The 13,747-nt window shown below is 62.2% G+C and carries 17 protein-coding genes; 14 read left to right on the top strand and 3 right to left on the bottom strand.

The annotated features are described in order from the left end of the window. Window positions 1-10 precede the first annotated feature (10 nt). Window positions 11-298 (bottom strand): HigA family addiction module antitoxin, encoded by a 288-nt coding sequence (locus tag GH769_RS22975; RefSeq protein WP_032902283.1) that lies wholly within the window; start codon window positions 296-298, stop codon window positions 11-13. Between the two features lie 436 nt (window positions 299-734). Between GH769_RS22975 and GH769_RS22970 the strand changes: the two genes are divergently transcribed. The 10 genes from GH769_RS22970 to madM all read left to right on the top strand — a co-directional run bounded on the left by GH769_RS22970 (window position 735) and on the right by madM (window position 8,341). Beyond that, window positions 735-974: a DUF6124 family protein gene (locus tag GH769_RS22970; protein ID WP_032902285.1), complete on the top strand. Its 240-nt coding sequence runs from the start codon at window positions 735-737 to the stop codon at window positions 972-974. A 245-nt stretch (window positions 975-1,219) separates the two neighbouring features. Then, window positions 1,220-2,890, top strand: coding sequence for a malonate decarboxylase subunit alpha (gene mdcA, locus GH769_RS22965; protein ID WP_019817746.1), 1,671 nt, complete (start codon window positions 1,220-1,222; stop codon window positions 2,888-2,890). After that, window positions 2,891-3,724 carry a triphosphoribosyl-dephospho-CoA synthase gene (locus GH769_RS22960; RefSeq protein WP_032902286.1) on the top strand — a complete coding sequence of 278 codons (834 nt, stop codon included), beginning with the start codon at window positions 2,891-2,893 and terminating at the stop codon, window positions 3,722-3,724. Beyond that, complete coding sequence (locus GH769_RS22955) at window positions 3,724-4,023, top strand: malonate decarboxylase subunit delta (protein ID WP_014720312.1); 300 nt, start codon at window positions 3,724-3,726, stop codon at window positions 4,021-4,023. Before GH769_RS22960 ends, GH769_RS22955 begins: the two co-directional genes overlap by 1 nt. Then, window positions 4,016-4,858, top strand: a complete 843-nt coding sequence (locus tag GH769_RS22950) for a biotin-independent malonate decarboxylase subunit beta (protein ID WP_032902288.1) — start codon at window positions 4,016-4,018, stop codon at window positions 4,856-4,858. The genes GH769_RS22955 and GH769_RS22950 overlap by 8 nt, the downstream gene beginning before the upstream one ends. Beyond that, window positions 4,855-5,625, top strand: coding sequence for a biotin-independent malonate decarboxylase subunit gamma (gene mdcE / locus GH769_RS22945; RefSeq protein WP_032902290.1), 771 nt, complete (start codon window positions 4,855-4,857; stop codon window positions 5,623-5,625). Before GH769_RS22950 ends, mdcE begins: the two co-directional genes overlap by 4 nt. Then, the gene (locus GH769_RS22940; RefSeq protein ID WP_019817743.1) at window positions 5,619-6,215 is read left to right on the top strand and encodes a malonate decarboxylase holo-ACP synthase; all 597 of its coding nucleotides are present in this window, start codon (window positions 5,619-5,621) and stop codon (window positions 6,213-6,215) included. Before mdcE ends, GH769_RS22940 begins: the two co-directional genes overlap by 7 nt. Then, window positions 6,212-7,111: a malonate decarboxylase subunit epsilon gene (gene mdcH, locus GH769_RS22935; protein ID WP_020301909.1), complete on the top strand. Its 900-nt coding sequence runs from the start codon at window positions 6,212-6,214 to the stop codon at window positions 7,109-7,111. Before GH769_RS22940 ends, mdcH begins: the two co-directional genes overlap by 4 nt. Before the next feature lie 67 nt (window positions 7,112-7,178). Next, the gene (gene madL / locus GH769_RS22930) at window positions 7,179-7,571 is read left to right on the top strand and encodes a malonate transporter subunit MadL (protein ID WP_020301908.1); all 393 of its coding nucleotides are present in this window, start codon (window positions 7,179-7,181) and stop codon (window positions 7,569-7,571) included. 5 nt (window positions 7,572-7,576) lie between these two features. Then, the gene (gene madM / locus GH769_RS22925) at window positions 7,577-8,341 is read left to right on the top strand and encodes a malonate transporter subunit MadM (RefSeq protein WP_003195023.1); all 765 of its coding nucleotides are present in this window, start codon (window positions 7,577-7,579) and stop codon (window positions 8,339-8,341) included. A 124-nt stretch (window positions 8,342-8,465) separates the two neighbouring features. On the opposite strand, the gene GH769_RS22920 is transcribed toward madM, so the two are convergent. Continuing rightward, window positions 8,466-9,380, bottom strand: a complete 915-nt coding sequence (locus tag GH769_RS22920) for a LysR substrate-binding domain-containing protein (protein ID WP_014720307.1) — start codon at window positions 9,378-9,380, stop codon at window positions 8,466-8,468. A 144-nt stretch (window positions 9,381-9,524) separates the two neighbouring features. On the opposite strand from GH769_RS22920, the gene GH769_RS22915 reads away from it, so the two are divergent. Continuing rightward, window positions 9,525-10,142 (top strand): hemolysin III family protein, encoded by a 618-nt coding sequence (locus tag GH769_RS22915; RefSeq protein WP_032902291.1) that lies wholly within the window; start codon window positions 9,525-9,527, stop codon window positions 10,140-10,142. 17 nt (window positions 10,143-10,159) lie between these two features. Here GH769_RS22915 and GH769_RS22910 read toward each other — a convergent pair whose 3' ends face one another. Beyond that, the gene (locus GH769_RS22910; RefSeq protein ID WP_020301904.1) at window positions 10,160-11,062 is read right to left on the bottom strand and encodes a LysR family transcriptional regulator; all 903 of its coding nucleotides are present in this window, start codon (window positions 11,060-11,062) and stop codon (window positions 10,160-10,162) included. A 108-nt stretch (window positions 11,063-11,170) separates the two neighbouring features. On the opposite strand from GH769_RS22910, the gene GH769_RS22905 reads away from it, so the two are divergent. Genes GH769_RS22905 through GH769_RS22895 form a run of 3 tightly spaced genes read left to right on the top strand, consistent with a single transcriptional unit; the run spans window position 11,171 to window position 13,701 of the window. Continuing rightward, on the top strand, window positions 11,171-12,412 hold the full coding sequence (locus GH769_RS22905; protein WP_014720304.1) for a D-amino acid dehydrogenase: 1,242 nt from the start codon (window positions 11,171-11,173) through the stop codon (window positions 12,410-12,412). 10 nt (window positions 12,413-12,422) lie between these two features. Next, window positions 12,423-12,773 (top strand): RidA family protein, encoded by a 351-nt coding sequence (locus GH769_RS22900; protein ID WP_014720303.1) that lies wholly within the window; start codon window positions 12,423-12,425, stop codon window positions 12,771-12,773. A 25-nt stretch (window positions 12,774-12,798) separates the two neighbouring features. Beyond that, entirely contained in the window at window positions 12,799-13,701 is a 903-nt protein-coding gene (locus GH769_RS22895) for a transporter substrate-binding domain-containing protein (RefSeq protein ID WP_019817737.1), read from the top strand. Window positions 13,702-13,747: the final 46 nt, after the last annotated feature.

The raw sequence follows: 13,747 nt of genomic DNA, 5'->3' as shown, positions 1-13,747 counted from the left end.
TCTCCAGGTCTCAATCAATCCGCGCAAACCGTTCAATCACTGGCTGCTCCCGATGCTCGGCCTGCCATAAGTCGTAGGCACTTTGCATCGACAACCATAACTGGGCAGTACTCACGCCGGCCCGTTCCAACCGAACGGCAAGGTCCGGGCTGACCGGGGCGTGGCCATGCAGGATCCTTGAAAAAGTCTCACGGGCGAAACCAAGGCGTCGCGCCATCTCGGTAATGGTGATACCCAAGGCTGGGATAACGTCCTCAAGTAAAATTTCACCTGGGTGAGGTGGGTTGTGCATCGGCATGTTGGTGCGTCCTTCGACTATGGGCATTCAACCGCGAAGGCTAGAAGGACCAGTTCCAAGCAACAACCCCAAAACGCTGTATGAAACTTCCTGCATGCCCTTCGACATAAAAGGCTTCGGATTTTTCCTGCAAGATTTTGGGCCGTGCATGAACTAGTGGTGAGAGGTCCGCACGCCTAGTCTTCGTCCCGTCATCGCAAAAAACGCTGACACGGACGTGCAGGTCCGGTTACATGTCGGCGCACCAACGCCCATAGCCATTCAACGGGCGTTTTTTATGCCTGCTGTACTCGTTATGGCGGCTGTGCGTGGGAGATTCTTCGGAGTCTGCCGGGGTCCGATATGCCCGGTCTTGCACACCTGCGTACAGCTGCCACCTTCATTCGCGTGCAAGCGGAGAGAGGGCAGCCGCCATCACATATCGGAGTTGTAAATCATGGTCAAACCTACGCCCAATCCACCCCTTTTCACCGTAAACCCCCACCCAGACAACGAAACCCTGCTGGTCAATGCCAGCGAAACCCTGTCCTCGCTCAATGCGCTCACCTGCGATCTGGCCTTCGACCTGGACACTTCCCAGCGCGCCATCATGCTGGGGATCCAGCAAATGGCCGAGTTGGGGCAGTTGCTGATCGATAGCGCATTGGAGCAAGTCAGCCCGTCCCCAGCTTCTTGAAACGGCCCCAATCAGGGACCGCTATCTAACCAACACCACCGACCCATGTGGGAGCTGGCTTGCCTGCGATAGCGGCCTGTCAGTCAACATCCCAGTAGCTGACCTACAGCTATCGCAGGCAAGCCAGCTCCCACAGTTTGATCTTCGTTACTCCAGGCGTAACGGTTCGTCCTCCAGCTTGATTGATGCCTTTGCGCTTCACTCCTAAGGTTAGCCCCACGACAGCAACCCCCCGTGGAGCGACCATGACAACAACCATCACCCCCGACTCGCGCTGGACGCGGCGGCGCGACGAGAAGCAGCGGCGGCTCGGGCTAGTCAAACAGTATGCAGACGGGGCGGTGTTGCCCAGTGACAAGATCGTCGAGGCCCTTGAAGCCCTGATCCTCCCCGGCGACCGCGTGGTGCTGGAGGGCAACAACCAGAAGCAGGCCGATTTTCTCTCGCGCTCCCTGGCCAAGGCCGACCCGGCCAAGCTCCACGATTTGCACATGATCATGCCCAGTGTCGGGCGTTCCGAGCACTTGGACCTGTTTGAAAAGGGCATCGCTCGCAAGCTCGATTTCTCCTTCGCCGGCACCCAATCCCTGCGCATCAGCCAGTTGCTGGAAGACGGCCTGCTGGAAATCGGCGCGATCCACACCTACATCGAACTTTACGCCCGGCTGGTGGTGGACCTGATCCCCAACGTGGTGCTTTCTGCCGGCTTCATGGCTGACCGCGCCGGCAATATCTACACCGGCGCCAGCACCGAAGACACCCCGGCGCTGATCGAACCCGCTGCCTTCAGCGATGGCATCGTCATCGTGCAGGTCAACCAGTTGGTGGACGACGTTACCGACTTGCCTCGCGTCGACATTCCCGCCAGTTGGGTGGATTTCGTGGTGGTGGCCGACAAGCCGTTCTACATCGAGCCGCTGTTCACCCGCGACCCGCGCCATATCAAGCCGGTGCATGTGTTGATGGCGATGATGGCGATCCGTGGCATCTACGAAAAACACAATGTGCAGTCGCTCAACCATGGCATCGGCTTCAACACTGCTGCCATCGAATTGATCCTGCCCACCTACGGCGAATCCCTGGGTCTGAAAGGCAAGATCTGTCGCAACTGGACACTCAACCCGCACCCCACATTGATCCCGGCGATTGAAAGCGGTTGGGTGGAGAGTGTGCATTGCTTCGGCACCGAACTGGGCATGGAAAACTACATTGCCGCACGCCCGGATGTGTTCTTCACCGGCCGCGATGGCTCCATGCGCTCCAACCGCATGTTCTGCCAACTCGCCGGCCAATACGCCGTGGACCTGTTTATCGGCGCCACCCTGCAAGTCGATGGCGACGGGCATTCCAGCACCGTGACCCGTGGCCGCCTCGCCGGTTTCGGTGGCGCGCCGAACATGGGCCACGACCCACGGGGCCGCCGTCATGGCACACCGGCCTGGCTGGATATGCGCCACGACGATGCGCCTGAGGCCTTGCTTGAACGCGGCAAAAAACTCGTGGTGCAAATGGTCGAGACCTTCCAGGAAGGCGGCAAACCGACCTTTGTCGACACCTTGGACGCAGTGGAAGTGGCCCGCAAAAGCGGCATGCCCCTGGCGCCCATCATGATCTACGGCGACGACGTCACCCACTTGCTCACCGAAGAAGGCATCGCCTACCTGTACAAGGCGCGCTCCCTGGAAGAACGCCAGGCAATGATCGCCGCCGTCGCCGGGGTGACCGCCATCGGTATGCGCCACAACCCCAAGGACACTGCGCGTATGCGCCGCGAAGGCTTGATTGCCTTGCCCGAAGACTTGGGTATTCGCCGCACCGACGCCACCCGCGAGTTGTTGGCCGCCAAGAGCGTGGCCGACCTGGTGGACTGGTCTGGTGGCCTCTACAACCCGCCCGCCAAATTCAGGAGCTGGTAAATGCGCGCGCTCAAACAGCATGAACTGAGCCTGGCCGATCGCCTGGCGGATATGGCCGTGGATGCGCTGATCGACGAAGCGGATTTGTCGCCCAAACCCGCTCTGGTGGACCGGCGCGGCAACGGCGCCCACAGCGATTTGCACCTGGGGCTGATGCACGCCTCGGCGCTGTCGCTGTGGCCGATGTTCAAGGAAATGGCCGAGGCCGCGCTCGACATCGGCGAAGTCGGCCTGCCCCTGCGCGAGGCGCTCGGGCGTATTGGCCGGGAAGGCGAGCAGGCCATGCTCGCCACCACCCAGGGCGTGAACACCCATCGCGGTGCGATCTGGGCGCTGGGGTTGCTCACCGCTGCGGTGGCCTTGGAACCGCGTGCCATAACCCTGACCGCCGCCAAGCTGGCCCTGCTCAACGACCGCTTCGCCCCGCAGCCCATGAGCCATGGGGCCCAGGTTGCGCAGCGCTACGGCGCACGCGGTGCCCGTGAAGAAGCCCAGCTCGGCTTCCCTTCGGTGATTCAACGCGGCCTGCCGCAACTGCACAAGAGCCGCCGCGAAAACGCCGGTGAGCAGAACGCCCGCCTGGATGCTTTGCTGGCGATCATGACGGACCTGGCAGACACCTGCGTGCTTTACCGCGCCGGTACCGAAGGCCTGGCCACCATGCAACAGGGCGCCCAAGCCGTGCTCGACGCCGGTGGCAGTGCAACCCTGGCCGGACGCCGCCAACTGCATGAGCTGGACCTGCAACTGCTGGCCTTGAATGCCTCCCCCGGCGGCGCCGCCGACCTGTTGGCCGCCTGCCTGTTTATCGACCGCCTCGACGGAGCGTTGTGATGGAAACCTTATCCTTTGAATTCCCCGCCGGGCAGCCCCCCAAAGGCCGTGCGCTGGTGGGTTGCGTCGGCTCGGGCGACCTGGAAGTGCTGCTGGAGCCGGGCACGCCCGGCACCTTGACCATCCAGGTGCAAACCTCGGTCAATGGCGCGCAGCAACGCTGGCAGCACCTGTTCGAACGCATCTTCCAGGAGCAGACGCCGCCGGCCCTGAACATTGATATCCACGACTTCGGTGCCACGCCCGGTGTGGTGCGCTTGCGCCTGGAGCAAGGTTTCGAGGAGATCGGCCATGACTGACCTACTCGCTAAACACAGCTTTGTGGAACTCGGTGCCCGCCAGCGCGCCAAGGCGCTGTTGGATGCAGGCACCTTCCGCGAGTTGATCGACCCGTTCCAGCGGGTCATGTCGCCGTGGCTCAGCCGCCAAGGCGTGGTGTCCCAGGCCGATGACGGTGTGGTGATCGCCAAGGGCAGCATCGGCGCCAAGCCTGTAGTGATTGCCGCGATCGAAGGCAATTTCCAGGGCGGCAGCCTGGGTGAAGTTGGCGGCGCAAAAATCGCGGGCGCCTTGGAGCTGGCCGCCGAAGACAACCGCAACGGCATCCCCACCTGCGCCGTGTTGCTGTTGGAAACCGGTGGGGTGCGCTTGCAGGAAGCCAACCTGGGCCTGGCCGCCATTGCCGACATTCACGCGGCGATTGTCGACCTGCGCCAGTATCAGCCAGTGATCGGCGTGGTGGCCGGCAGTGTCGGTTGCTTTGGGGGCATGTCCATTGCGGCTGGCTTGTGCAGCTACCTGGTGGTCACTCGCGAAGCACGCCTGGGCTTGAATGGCCCCCAGGTGATTGAGCAGGAGGCTGGCCTGGAGGAATACGACTCCCGTGACCGCCCCTTTATCTGGAGCCTTACCGGTGGCGAGCAACGCTTCAACAGCGGCTTGGCCGACCGTTATGTGGCGGACGATGTGGCGCAGATCCAGCAGACCGTCAGCACACTGTTGCAGCAAGGTATACCCGCACAACCGCGCAGCCGGCGCGCTGATTTTTACCTGGCGCGCCTGGCCGAACTGGACGCGAGCGCGCAAATCGAGCCGGCGACTGTTCGCGCGCTGTATGAGGGAGAACGCTCATGAGGGGCTTGCAGTGGTTCAACGCGTTGAGCGCCAACGCAACGCCGGTGGAAGGTTTGCCGGGCTCATTGAAAGTGGCGGATGGAGTATTGGGTGAACAGGCGGTGCGCTATATCGCCGTGGTTCCCGACCCGCACAACCGCTTCCCCCGCGCCCGCAATGGCGAAGTCGGCCTGCTGGAAGGCTGGGGCTTGGCCAAGGCGGTGGACGAAGCCATCGCCCGGGGTGACAAGCGTCCTATCATCGCTATCGTCGACGTACCCAGCCAAGCCTATGGCCGTCGCGAAGAGGCCCTGGGCATTCATCAGGCCCTGGCCGCCGCGGCTGACAGCTACGCACGCGCTCGGCTTGCCGGCCACCCGGTGATCGCCCTGCTGGTGGGCAAGGCCATGTCGGGCGCGTTCCTCGCCCACGGCTACCAGGCCAATCGCCTGATTGCCCTGCGCGACCCCGGCGTGATGGTGCATGCCATGGGCAAAGCCTCGGCCGCCCGGGTGACCTTGCGCAGCGTCGAAGAATTGGAAACCCTGGCCGCCAGCGTGCCGCCGATGGCCTATGACATCGACAGCTATGCCAGCCTGGGATTGCTGTGGGAGACGTTGTCAGTCACCCAGATTGAACAACCCACGGCGGATGACGTGGCGCGGGTCAGCGATTGCCTGGTGCAGGCAGTCAAGGATATCGGCAGTACCGACTTGAGTTCACGCCTCGGCGCGACCAACCGGGCTGCCTCCAGCCACGTGCGCCAGCTGTTGCGGGAGCAATGGTGAACGCCCACGACTTGCTCTGGGGCATGACCCTGGCGCATCTGCCTGCCGATGCCCCGGTCTGGGTGCGGGAGGCGATCCGTGCCGGGCATCCGGTGGTGGTGCGGCGTGCCATCGCCGAGCCGGACCATGTGGCGGTCGGTGTGCGTGGGCGTTTGCGTGAGCAGCGTTTTGCCGCCCGGATGCCCGTGGCGGCGGTGCATCGGCGGGTGGTACCGCAAGCCTTGCGCGAGGTGCTCTCACCACGGGATTTACCGGCGCTGCGGGCCCTCGATCAACTGCGGCCGGTGCTGGCGCAGCAAGACTGGGGCGTCAGCGGCAGTGCCGGGTTTGAATTGGCCAGTGGCATTGAAGCGCTGCATGCCAACAGTGACCTGGATTTGATTCTGTGCACGCCCAATCCTTTAGGTCGTAGCGAGGCGCAAGCGTTGTTGGCGATCCTGGACACCGCGCCCTGCGCCGTCGACCTGCAACTGCAAACCCCGTTCGGCGCCGTCGCCTTGCGCGAATGGGCCGGGCCCTCACGCCGTGTACTGCTCAAGACCGTCAGCGGTGCGCACCTTGTGCTCGACCCTTGGCAGACCGTGGCATGAGCAGCCTTCTGGTGTTTCCGGGGCAGGGCGCCCAACGCAGCGGCATGCTCCAGGGGCTGCCGGCCGACATTCTGCAAGAGGCCAGTGATGCCCTGGGTGAAGAAGTTCGTCTGCTCGACTCGGCGCAGGCGCTGGAATCGACGCGGGCTGTGCAACTGTGCCTGTTGATCGCCGGCGTGGCCCATGCCCGGCAATTGGCGTGCACGCCGGATTACGTGGCGGGCCTGTCCATCGGCGCCTACCCGGCTGCGGTGATCGCCGGCTCCCTGGGTTTTGCTGATGCGATAAAACTGGTCAGCCTGCGGGGCGGACTGATGCAGCAGGCTTATCCACAGGGCTATGGCATGACGGCGCTGATCGGCCCTGATCTCTCCAGTGTCGAAGCGCTGCTGGCGGATATCCACAACGCGCAAACGCCGGTGTACCTGGCCAATATCAATGCCGATAACCAGACCGTCATCGCCGGCAGCAACGAGGGGATGAAGCGGGTTGCCGAGCGCATCAAAGGCAACGGCATCGCCAAGCGCCTGGCGGTCAGCGTGCCGTCTCACTGCCCGTTGCTGGAGCAACCCGCCCAGGCACTGTTCCAAGCCTTCGTCCCACTCAAGGCGCCGCGCATCACTTACCTGAGCAGCACCCGCGCGCGACCTATCCACAACCCCGAACAACTGCGTGACGACCTGGCCTTCAATATGTGCCGCGTTGTCGATTGGCGCGGCACGGTGCAGAGCGCCTACGAGCGCGGTGTGCGACTGCAAATCGAACTGCCTCCGGGCGCGGTGCTCACCGGTCTGTCACGCCGTGTTTTTGAACAAGGCACGGTGATCGCCTGCGAAGGCGCCCGCCTGGACACCTTGCAGGCCCTGCTGCAAGAGGAGGAGCGCCGCCACCGATAACGCAGTACCCGAGGCTTTCGAAGCACAAAAACAACAATTTCGAACGAGCACTTTGAGGACAACAACCATGATTATCTACGGTGTGGCTTTTTTGGCGTTCTGCACGTTGGCAGGGCTGTTGGTGGGTGAACTGCTGGGCAAGCTGTTGGGTATCCCGGCCAACGTCGGCGGGGTGGGTATTGCCATGCTGCTGTTGATCGGCCTGGGCAGCTACCTGAGCAAACGCGGCCTGTTTACCGGCAAGTCAGAGCAAGGCGTGAGTTTCTGGGCGGCGGTGTATATCCCGATTGTGGTGGCGATGGCTGCCCAGCAAAACGTGTATGGCGCCATCAGCGGTGGGCCTATGGCGATTCTGGCCGGGACCCTCGCCGTGGTGCTCGGCTTTGCCCTGGTGCCCGTGCTGGTGCGTATCGGTAACCGCGAGCCGGTTGCTCCTGTTCCCACCAAAGACGCCGGGTGATCGCCATGTACGAATCGATGATGAAAGTGATCACCGGCTACGGCTTGATCAGTGGTTTCGCCGTGATCGGCCTGACCATGTGGGTGTCTTATTGGATCTCCGATACCTTCACCAAGGGGCGCCTGCATGGTTCGGCCATTGCCATTCTGCTGGGGTTGGCGCTGTCGTATGTGGGCGGTGCGTTTACCGGTGGTTCCAAGGGTGTGGTGGATATTCCGCTGTTGTCGGGCATCGGCCTGCTCGGTGGTGCGATGTTGCGGGACTTTGCCATTGTCGCCACGGCGTTTGGTGTGAGTGTCGATGAGCTCAAACGCGCCGGCTACGTGGGTGTACTGGCGCTGTTTGTCGGCGTGGGCTCGTCGTTCGTTGCCGGGGTCGGGGTGGCGATGGCGTTCGGGTACACCGATGCGGTGAGCCTCACCACCATCGGTGCCGGGGCCGTGACCTATATCGTCGGCCCGGTGACCGGTGCGGCGATTGGGGCCAGCTCCGAGGTGATGGCGCTGTCCATTGCCGCGGGGTTGATCAAGGCCATTCTGGTGATGGTGATGACGCCGTTCGTAGCGCCGCTGATCGGGCTGAACAACCCACGCAGTGCGGTGATCTTCGGTGGCTTGATGGGCACCTCCAGCGGTGTGGCGGGCGGCCTGGCGGCGACTGATCCGAAGCTGGTGCCTTATGGGTGTTTGACGGCGGCGTTCTATACGGCGCTGGGGTGTTTGTTGGGGCCGTCGTTGTTGTTTTTGCTGATGCGTGGGTTGGTGGGCTGACGGGGGATGATTGTTCCCACGCTCCGCGTGGGAACGCCTCTTGTGACGCTCTGCGTCACGGTCAAAAAGCGGACGCGGAGCGTCCTAAGCTGCGCTCCCACGCAGAGCGTGGGAGCAATCGTCCTCAGCTTTGGCGATTGGCATACATCCGACACTCCGCCAATAACGCCAGCAGGTTCGGATCGCGCTCCTTGGCTTTCAAAAACACCACACCGATCTGCTGCTGCAACCGATACCTGGGTTGCAGCGGTATCAGCTTCACGCGGTTCTCATACACCGCTGCAATTCGCCCCGGCAGCAGTGCATAACCCACCCCCGAGCTGACCATGCTCAGCAAGGTGAAGATATCGTTCACCTGCATCGCAACCTTCGGCTCGAACCCGGCCTGATGGAACACCCGGTTGCCGTCCTGATGCGTGGCGAAGCCCTGCGTGAGGGTGATGAAGGTGGCATCGCGCACGTCGGCCAGGTCGATTTCCTGATCTCGGTCCAGGGGCGAATCGGCCGGGGTGGCGAGGAAGATGTCATCGCTGAACAGCGCGATTTGCTCGCAGTCGGGGTCGTGGGCGTGTTCGTCGAGGGAGATGAGGATCGCGTCCACCTCCATGTTCTTGAGCTTGTAGAGCAGGTCGAAGTTGGAGCCCAGGATCAGGTCGATATTGAGTTCGCTGCGCCTGATTTTCAGACCCATGATCAACTGCGGCACGGTCTTGACCGTCAGCGAATACAGCGAGCCGAGCTTGAAGCGTTCGGCCGAGAACCCGGCGGCTTCGCGGGTCAGGCGCACGCTGTCGACCACATCAGCCACCAGTTTTTGCGCACGCTCTTCGAGCACGTAGGCGCTTTCCAGCGGGGTGAGGTTGCGCCCCTCGTGTTTGAACAGCGGGCAGCGCAGGGCACTTTCCAGGGAGTGAATGGCGCGGTGCACGCTGACATTGCTGGTTTGCAACTCGGCGGCCGCGCGGGCCAGGTTGCCGGTGCGCATGAACGCCAGGAAAATCTCCAGCTTCTTGAGAGTGAATTCTTCGTCGATCAGCATGGCCTTGGGCTCTTGTTCGATTGCGCTCGATTGTGCCTGCAAACGCGGCCCTCGTCGCTGGAACGTCACACGCCGCTTGCACTCTGATACGCAAGGCTGGAGGCTTGCCGACAGTCGTCAACGGTGAGGGGAGGTCAACGATAGATGTATCACGGGGAACGGTTCAACGCCTGGAGCCATTTGCTCGGTGCAGTCGCGGCGTGTATTGGCGCCGTATGGATGTTGGTAGTGGCAAGCCTGGACGGCAGTCCCTGGAAAATCGTCAGCGTGGCGATTTACGGTTTTACCCTGATGGTGCTGTACAGCGCGTCGACGGTGTACCACAGCGTGCGGGGGCGGCGAAAAGAGATCATGCAGAAGGTCGATCACTTCTCGATCTACCTGTTGATCGCCGGCAGCTACACACCGTTCTGCCTGGTAAGCCTGCGCGGGCTGTGGGGCTGGACGCTGTTCGGGATCGTGTGGGGGCTGGCGGTGATTGGCATCCTGCAAGAGATCAAGCCGCGCTCGGAGGCGCGGATTCTGTCCATCGTGATCTACGCGGTAATGGGCTGGATCGTGCTGGTGGCGGTCAAGCCGCTGATCGCGGCGCTGGGCACGGCAGGGTTTATCTGGTTGGCCGCGGGTGGGGTGTTGTACACCGTGGGCATCATCTTTTTTGCCTTGGAAGATCGCCTGCGTCATTCCCATGGCATCTGGCATTTGTTTGTGATTGGCGGCAGCCTCCTGCATTTTGTGGCGATCATGCTTTACGTGCTGTGAATGCTGGTGGCTGCTCTTTAAAGGCGCTCGAGCAACTCACGGGCACGATTGCCGAAAATCTGCAGCAGCTTGGCCAGCATATGCGGCGGTGGCTCATCGCCGCGGGTCAGGGCGTAGAGGGTGATCGGCAGGGGGGGCGTGAGGGTGCGGATACAGGTGTTTGCCGTCGATGCGCCGAGGGCGGTAAAGGGGTCGATCACCGTCAAGCCGGCACCGGACTCCACCATCGCCCGGGCCAGGGAATAGGTTTGCACCGAGATGGTCACCCGTGGCGGTGGATCAACGTTCTCCAGGTAGCTGTCCAGCTTGGTCGCCAGCGGATCGGCACTGGAGAGCCCGATCAATGGCGCGCCCGCCAGTTCGCTCAGTGGCAATGGCCGGTTGATTTCAGCCGCCGACCAATAGCCCTTGGACGCCAATGCAACCAGCACGCCATTGGCCAACACCTGTGTGGTCAACCCGGGATGGCCGGAAAAGTTGAGGGTCAGCGCCAGGTCGATTTCGCGCATTAACAGCTTCTGGACCAGCTCACGGCTATGGTCGCTGGACAGCTCGCAAGCCATGTCGGGGTATTCGCGCTTCCATTCCAGAATCGCTGGAGGCAGCAGCGACAGGGCCAGCGCGGGTATCGCACCAATGCGTACGCTTTGCCCTGGGGCGCGGCGCAGGCTCTTGGCCAGGCGCCGTACACCTTGCAAGCTCTCGGTGACTTTCTCGACTTCGCGTTCCAGCGCCAGGGCTTCCGGCGTGGGTTGCAATTTGCCGCGTACACGCAGAAACAGCGCAAAGCCCAGCTGCAATTCGGCGTGCTGCAACACTTTGGTCACCGCCGGTTGCGAGACGTGCAGCAACTGCGCGGCGGCACTGATCGAGCCAGTCTGGCGAATGGCCTGGAAGATTTCGATATGACGCAAGCGCATGGCAGGTCCATAACCTTTGTTTATAGGTGACCCATCTTTATTCATTGTCGGTGGCCTGTCACCTGCGCCTACGCTTGGCCTTCAGTTAATCAACGGTCGGGGGCTGGGATGGCGAGGCAGGTTTGCATCATCGGTGGTGGGGTCATCGGCCTGGCCAGTGCTTACGCACTGGTGCGGGCAGGCCACGAGGTCACGGTGATAGACGCCCGTGACACCCTGGGGAGCGAAACCAGTTTCGCCAACGGTGGGCAGCTGTCCTATCGCTATGTTGCACCGCTGGCCGACGCGGGCGTGCCGCTGCAGGCGATGGGGTGGCTGTTGCGTGGGGACTCTCCGCTCAAGCTGCGCCCTCGCCTCGACCCCCGGCAATGGCGCTGGATGGCTGCATTCGTCGGCGCATGCCGGGGCTCGGTGAACAAGCGCAACGCTGCCCACTTGCTGCGGCTGGCGAGCCTGAGCCAAGGCACCTTGCAGCAATGGCGTGTCGACGATCGGCTGGACGGCTTCGACTGGCGGTGCAACGGCAAGCTGGTGACCTTCCGTAATGCCGGGACCTTTGAGCGTGCGCGCGCCAACGTCACAGACATCCTGCAGCAGCAGGTACTGTCGATGGCCGACTGCCAGCGCCTGGAACCTTCCTTGGCGGCGCGGGATTTTGTCGGAGGCATCTATACGCCCAGTGAAGAAGTTGCGGACTGTCATGCCTTTTGCCAACGCCTGGCCGCCAGGTTGGAAGCGTCCGGGCGTTGCACATTTTTGCTGGGGCGCAAGGTTACCGGGGTTCGTCACGCCGACGGTGCGGTGCAGGCCATCGAGTTGGGCCATGAAGTGATGCCGGTCGATCAACTGGTATTGGCTGCCGGGCATCGCAGTGCCGAGCTGGCATTGCCGCGCTTGTCGCTGGCGCTGTATCCGCTCAAGGGCTACAGCCTGAGCGTGCCGATCGGCGAGCAGCACAAAGCACCGAACGTAAGCATCACCGACTACGACCGCAAGATCGTCTATGCACGCATAGGTGAGCAACTGCGGATCGCGGCCATGGTGGATATTGTCGGCTTTGATGCGCGTCTTGAGCCCAAGCGCCTGGCGTTGATAAAGCGTCAGGCGCTGGAAACGTTTCCTTTGGCCGGTGACTACGCCCAGGCGGTCGAATGGGCCGGTATGCGCCCGGCAACACCGACGGGCGTGCCATTGATCGGTGCCAGCGCCTACCGCAACCTGTGGCTGAACCTGGGGCATGGCGCACTGGGCTTCACCCTGGCCTGCGGCAGCGGCCAACTGCTGGCCGAGCTGATCGACCAGCGCCCCCCTTCCATTGATATGCAGGGCCTGACGCCCCGCGCCGCTTGAGGATGCAGCCATGACCATTACCCGAATCAATAGCAACGAACGACTCAGCGGCGCCGTGACGTTCAAGGACCTGGTGTTCCTTTCGGGCCAGGTACCGGGCGACGGCCTGGATGTGGCTACTCAGACCCGGCAAGTGCTGGCCAGGATCGACGCGCTGTTGGCCGAGGCGGGCAGCGATAAGGATCACTTACTCAACGCCACGATTTACCTGAAGGACATCGGTGCCGGTTTTGCACCGATGAATGATGTCTGGTCCGCATGGCTCTCGCCAGGCATGGCGCCCACGCGCACTACCTTGCAAGCAGAGCTGGCGCGGCCGAGTGTGCTGGTGGAAATCAGCGTGATTGCAGTACGTAAATAACCTCAAAGACCAACGGAGAATAACAATGAAAAAGATCCTGTTGACCGGCTGCACCCTGGGCTTTTTGTGGGGCGCGCAGGCGCATGCAACCGAAGCGCCGCTGGCGGGCACTTTGAGCAAGATCGCCAGCGCCAAGTCCATCACCCTGGGTTACCGCGATGCGTCGGTGCCGTTTTCCTACGTGGGGGATAGCAGTGGTAAACCGATGGGCTACTCGGTGGACCTGGCAAACAAGATTGTCGAGCGTATCCAGCAGAAAACCTCAGTGGGCGACCTCAAGGTGAAATACAACCTGGTGACGTCCCAAACCCGCATCCCTCTGGTGCAGAACGGCACTGTCGATCTGGAATGCGGCTCAACCGGCGTGACGGCTGAACGGCAGAAGCAAGTGGCGTTCTCCTACGGGTTTATCTACGTAAAAGGCCAGTTGCTGACGGCCAAGGACAGCGGGATCAAAGGCTTTGCCGACCTAGCGGGCAAAAATGTGGTGACCACTGCCGGCACCACCAATGAGCGCTTCCTCAAAAGTTATAACGCTGAACACAAAGCCAATATGTTCGTGATCAGCGCCAAGGACCATGGCGAAGCGTTCAAGATGCTCGAGACTGGCCGGGCCGTAGCGTTCTATATGGACGACGCGTTGCTCTACGGCGAGCGTGCCAAGGCCAAGGACCCGCATCACTGGGTGGTGGTCGGCGAGGAGCAGTCGCGGGAGATCTACAGCTGCATGGTGCGCAAGGATGACCCGCAGTTTCTCGCGGTGGTCAACGAAACCCTGGGCGAGCTGTACCGCTCGGGAGAGATCAACGGGATTTACCAGCGCTGGTTCGAGCAGCCGATTCCGCCCAAGGGCTTGAACCTGGAGTTCCCGATGACCAGCGAGTTGAAAGCGATCATCGCCAAGCCGGTGAGTGACCCAGTGGAGTAAGCCTTGGGTAACCCGATAAAACTGTAGGAGCTGGCTTGCCTGCGAT

This window comes from Pseudomonas sp. CFSAN084952 (assembly GCF_009648855.1).
Classification (GTDB): domain Bacteria; phylum Pseudomonadota; class Gammaproteobacteria; order Pseudomonadales; family Pseudomonadaceae; genus Aquipseudomonas; species Aquipseudomonas paracarnis.
Note: the sequence above shows the minus strand (reverse complement) of the source record. Positions and strands in the feature narration are given on the sequence as shown.